General features: G+C 74.3%; 3 protein-coding genes. All 3 read right to left on the bottom strand.

Annotated features, from left to right (window positions below; all coding sequences use genetic code 11):
* On the bottom strand, window positions 1-3242 hold a 3242-nt coding region (locus AC08OQ_RS17295), incomplete at its 3' end, for a salicylate synthase (RefSeq protein ID WP_476612205.1).
* On the bottom strand, window positions 3239-3535 hold the full coding sequence (locus AC08OQ_RS17290; protein ID WP_476612204.1) for an MbtH family protein: 297 nt from the start codon (window positions 3533-3535) through the stop codon (window positions 3239-3241). The genes AC08OQ_RS17290 and AC08OQ_RS17295, both read right to left, overlap by 4 nt.
* Before the next feature lie 137 nt (window positions 3536-3672).
* Window positions 3673-5385 carry an ABC transporter ATP-binding protein gene (locus AC08OQ_RS17285; RefSeq protein WP_476612203.1) on the bottom strand — a complete coding sequence of 571 codons (1713 nt, stop codon included), beginning with the start codon at window positions 5383-5385 and terminating at the stop codon, window positions 3673-3675.
* Window positions 5386-5502 lie beyond the last annotated feature (117 nt).

Genomic DNA, 5502 nt, shown 5'->3' with positions numbered 1-5502 from the left:
GCCACCGCCGTCGCCCGGGCGGCCAGCTCGCCGTAGGACAGCGACCGGCGCACCGGCGACTCGCCGCCGCCGGCCGCTGAGTCCCACAGCAGCGCGAGCGCGTCCGGACGCCGCGCCGCCGCCGCGAAGAACTCCTCGTGGAGCAGGCGGGTGGACGCCGGTCCCTCGATCGCATTGACCCGGCGTCGCACCGTCCGGGTGGACTCGCCGAGGAGGCCGTCGACGGGCTGGTCCCAGGCCGTGCCGTCCGTGGCTGGCGCCGGGCCGGGGCCGGCCGGGCTGGGGTCGGCCAGACCCCGCACGAGCCGTTCGAACGCGGTGAACATCGCGTCGACGACGCCGGGAGCGAACGTGTCCTCACGGACGTCCCAGTTGACCAGCAGGCCCCCGTCAAGCTCGGTGACCTGGGCGTCAAGCAGGACCTGCGGGCCCTGCGAAATGATCCACACCGGCTGGCCGAACTCCCGGCGCACCGAGGCATCGAACAGCTCGCCGAGGCCGAGCGCGCTGGTGAACACGACCGGCGCGAGCACCGGTTCGCCCCGGTGGCGGCCCAGGGCGCGGAGCACCTCGACGCCGGAGTAGTCGGCGTGGGCAGCGTCAGCGTGCAGCCGGGTCTGGATCCGGCGGGCCCGCTCGACGAACGGAATGCGGTCGGTCAGGTCGATCTCCAGCAGAACCGAGCTGGTGAAGTCGCCGACGATCCGGTTGACGTCGGGGTGGAGCTGCTCGCGGTCGAACAGCGGGACGTTGAGGAGGAAGCGCGACTGCGCGCTCCAGCCGCCGAGCACTTCGGCGAACGCGGTCGCGACGGCCATGGCCGGGGTGATGCCGTGCCGGTGGGCCGCCCGGCCGAGGGCCTCGCGGGCGGGTGGCGGTAGCTGGAAGTGACGCCGGGAAACCCGGGGCGGTCCGCCGGGCTCGCCGGGGGCGCCGAGGCTCGGTACCAGCGGGAGCTGGGGCGCCCCGGGCACGCCGGGCAGGCGGTCGAGCCAGGCGCGCCGGGCCCGCTCGGCCGCCGCGCGCGGGAGAGCGTCGCGTTCCGCCCGGTAGCGGCGGTAGCTGTAAGCCGGCGCGGGCGCGACCTCGTCCGGGCACCCGTACTCCTCGGCCAGGTCGGCCAGCAGCACGCGGTAGCTGACCGCGTCGGCGGCGACCATGTCGACGTCGAGGTGGAAGCGGGTCGTGCCGTCGGGCCGCAGGCTCAGCGCGGTCGAGAAGACCTCCCCCCGTTCGATGTCGAGCATCTGGTGGGATAACTGGTCGCGGACGGCGGCCAGCCGGGTGGCGGCGGCGTCCTCGTCCAGGTCGCGCAGGTCGTGGACGATCAGGCCGCGCCAGCCGGGCGCCGGTTCGACGACCTGGCCGCCGTTGTCGGTGATCCGGGTCCGCAGCGCCTCGTGCCGCTCGATGAGCCGCTCGATCGCGGCGGCCAGCCGGGCCGGATCGAGGGCGTTCCCATCGAACTCGGTGTAGAGGTGCGCGGCGACGCCGCCGTAGGGCTGCCCGTCGCCGCGCCCGATCCAGTAGGCGTGCTGCATGAGCGCCAACGGGAACTCGGCGCCGTCAGCCTCGGCCGGCGCGACGGCCACCGGTGCGGGCGGGGCCGGCTCGCTCGCGGGTTCCTCGCTCCCGGGCTGGAGCATGACGGCGGGCTGCCTTCCGGCCAGCAGCTTGAACCAGCCGTCCAGGGTCGGGGTCTCGGCCAGCTCCGCGAAGTTGACCTTGATGCCGGCCCGCCGCCAGCCCCCGATCGCCCGGATCAGCGCGATCGACTCGAGGCCCCGCTCGAAGAGGTTGTCGTCGTCCCCGAGCTCGGCCGGATCCTCCCCGAGCAGCTCGGCGACGGTGCGCCGGAGCCTTTCGAGATCGCCGAGCGCTTCCAGATCATCGACCGCCGCCGGGACCGGGCGGGCCGGCTGGGCCGGCACGGCCGGCACGAGGAAGCGGCTGACGCTGCGTAGCTTCTCGCGCGTCTCCTCCAGCTCCCGTTCCGGGCGCGACGCCCCGACGACGCCGGCCCCGGCCCGCAGCCAGGTCCGGCCGTCGTGCTGGAACGCCGTCCGCAGGACGAGGGCGGCGTCGAGGGCGCCGTCCGAGGTCGTGCTGATCACGGCGCCGCTATAGAGGCCGCGCGGCGACGGCTCGTAGCGCCGGATCGCCGCGCAGGCGGCGTCCTTCGGCGCGCCGGTCGCCGTGATGGACGGGAAGACGGCGGCCAGCGCGTCCCAACAGTCCCGGCCGGCGGCGAGTCGGCCGCTGACCCGCGAGGCCAGGTGCTGCACGCTGCCCCGCTCGAGGACGGTCATGAACTCGTCCACGACCAGCGTGCCCGGCGCGCACAGCGGCCGGAGCTCGTCCTGGGCCGCCTGGACGGACACGGCGTGCTCGTAGATCTCCTTCGGGTCGCGTAGCAGCGCCTCCCGCCGGGCCCGGTCTCCGTCCCCGCCGTCGAACGCGGCCGTGCCGGCCAGCGGTTGGGTGGAGACCCGGCCGTCGGCGTCGACCTTGACCACGGTCTCCGGGCTGAACCCGATCGCGCGCAGGCCGTCCAGATCGAGCAGGAAGGAACGGGCCGGCGTGTTGCCGCGCCGCCCCCGCTCGTAGGTCGCGACCAGGTCGATCTCGCCGTCGACGGGGACGACCCGAGAGAGGATCACCTTGCGCAGCCGGCCGGCCTGGATGTCCTCGACGGCCCGCGCGACCATCCGCCGGTAGTCGTCGGCGTCGTGGTCGAGATTGGCCAGCGGCCGGGGTTCGCCCGGCTCGTCGGCGGCCGCACCGCCGAGGGTCTCGGCGAGTGCGTCCAGATCAGCCTCCTCGGCCGCGCGCAGCAGCGCGCCGGTCGCCGACAGCCGCGCCTCGCGGGCCGGGATGACCAGGTGGATGAGCGGGTCGGGGATGACCGGCCCGGGCAGCCCGAGCGCCCGGGGACCGAGCTCGAAGCCGGCCCAGCCGCACGCCCGCCAGCCGGCGACCGGGAGCGCCGCCAGGACGCGGGCCAGGGTGCGCAGCGGAGCGCCGTCGACTAACTCGACCCGCCAGTCCCCGCCCGCGCGGTAGCGGATCTCGTCCCAGTACACGACGGCCTCGGCCAGAGCGCCCGAACCGCAGTGCCACTCGCCGTCCCGCTCGTAGACGGTGACCGGCGCCGCGGTATGGCGGGCGAACCGCGCCGCCGCCGCCAGCAGATCACCGGCGAGCGGCACCGTCCGTTCGCGGTAGACCACCGGCGCCGTCATCGGGACGCGCCGGCGCCGTCGCCGTCGCCGCTGCCCTGCGTAGCCGGGGCATCCGTCTCCCGGCGGCCGGCGGGCGGGCGGTCGGCGCCCATCCGGGCAATCAGGCTGGCCGGGCGCAGATCCGTCCAGTTGGCCTCGACGTACTCCAGGCAGGACGACCTGCTCGCGGCTCCGTGCACCGTCGTCCACCCGGCCGGCACAGGCGCGAATGTCGGCCACAGCGAGTGCTGGCCCTCGACATTGACCAGGACATAGAAGCTGCCCTTTTCGTCATCGAACGGGTTGGTCGACATGAGGTGCCGTCTCCTTGGATCTCAGTCCGCGACTTAGGTGCTCTTTACTTTAAGTTAGGCTTACCTAAAACAGCCACGTTTGTCTACCCCCGTCAGCCGCCGAAATTCCCTCATTTTTCCGGCATCCGGCGGCAGGATCAGTTCAGGCGGCCGGCCTCGACGCGGACGATCCGCGGCAGGCGTTCGATGGTGGTCGGCCGGTGCGCGATAACGATCAATGTGCGACCCGCGCGGAGCCGCTCGACGGCGGTCTCCAGGCGGCGCGCGACATCGGGGTCGAGGTCGGCGGTCGCCTCGTCGAGCAGCAGCACCGGTGGGTCGACCAGCGCGGCCCGCAGCAGCCCGACGATCTGCCGCTCGCCGGCGGACAGCCGTTCCCCCCGGGCGCCCAGCCCGGCGTCCAGCCCGCCCGGTCGCCGGTCGACCCACTCGGCCAAGCCGAGCAGGTCGACCGCCCGCTCCATCGCCGCCCGGTCCGGCGCGCCCGGCGTGAGCGCCAGGTTCTCGGCCAGGGTGCCGGTGATGATGTGCACCTGCTGCGGGATGAGGACTATGCGCGCCCGGACCTGCTCCGGCGGGGCGAACCGCAGGTCGACCCCGCCGTAGCGCACCGTCCCCGCGTCCGGTTCGTAGAGCCCGGTGAGCAGCTTGGCCAGCGTCGTCTTGCCGGACCCGGTGACGCCGACCATGCCGGCCCGGTCGCCGGCCGGGAAAGTGACCGAGACGTCGCGCAGCACGTCCTTACCGTCGGCGTAGCCGAAGCGGAGGCCGTCTGCGACCAGGTCGCCCTGAACTGGCAGGTCGTACCGCGCCGGCGACGCGGCCCGCGCCGACGGGACGGCGAGGGCGGCCGGCTCGGCCGGCGGCAGCGCCTCGAGCAGGTCCGTCAGGCGGGCCAGGCCCACCCGGGCTAGCTGGGCCTGGCCGGCCAGCCCGGACAGGGTGAGCATGCTCTCGAACAGGTTGCGGGTCGCGATCACGAACACGACGACCGTGCCGACGCTCAGGTGCCCCGCCCGGACCAGCCAGACGCTCAGCAGCAGCAGCGCGGCTGTGGCCAGGCCCTCGATCATCCCGAACAGCTCCAGGCGGTTCTGGACGGCGATGGTCCGGTCGGCCCCGACCAGCAGCTCGTCGTTGTCCGCCCGGAAGCGCCGCACCCACTCCTCGGGCCGCCCGGGCGCGACCAGCGCCTCGTGCGCGTTGAGCGACTCGGTGAAAGTCGCGGTCATCGTGGCGTCCGCCGCGGCCTGCCGGCCGAACGTCTCGGGCGCGGCCCGGTTGAACCAGACCATCACGGCGACCGCCATCGGCACGAACAGCGCGACGAGCAGCAGCGCGAGCAGCCATGAGTAGATCAGCAGCAACACCGTGGTCAGGGCAACGGTGAGGGCGACCCCGAGCAGGTTGGGCAGCTGGTCACGCAGGAACAGGGTCAGGTCGGCGATCTCGCCGGTAGACCGGCGCAGCAGGTCGCCGGTGCGGTGGGCCTCGATGAACCGCAAGGGCGCGCGGGCGAGGCGTTCGACGACGAGATCGCGCAGCCCGCGGATCGCCCGCTCCCCGGCCGACGAGAGCAGGATCTCCGACCAGCGCAGCAGGAGCATCCGGGCCAGGACGAGCCCGACCATCAGTGCCACCGCCCACCACAGGCGGCCCTGATCGCCGGCGGTCACCGCGTCGACCCCCCAGCCGATCGCCGGGGCGATGCCGACCACCGCCGCCGTGCTGGCCACGCTGGCCAGCAGCGCGACGGCCAGGATCGCCCGGTGCGGGCGCAGGTAGGGCCAGAAGCGCCGGAAGACGCCTGCGGTGGGCGCCTCCTCGGCCAGCACACGGACCTCAGCCATCCCCGCCTCCCACCCGGACGATCTCCTCGCCGCTCGCATCGCCGGCCGCATCGCCGGCCGCATCGCCGGCCGGCGCGGTCTCGGCCGCCTGCCGCGCGCCCCCGATCGGCCCGGCGC

The organism is Frankia sp. CcCS3 (assembly GCF_977927575.1).
Note: the sequence above shows the minus strand (reverse complement) of the source record. Positions and strands in the feature narration are given on the sequence as shown.

Bases quoted from the DNA above. Each gene is read 5' to 3' on its own strand.
- AC08OQ_RS17290 (WP_476612204.1), bottom strand. From the start codon at position 3,535: ATGTCGACCAACCCGTTCGATGACGAAAAGGGCAGCTTCTATGTCCTG.
- AC08OQ_RS17285 (WP_476612203.1), bottom strand. From the start codon at position 5,385: ATGGCTGAGGTCCGTGTGCTGGCCGAGGAGGCGCCCACCGCAGGCGTC.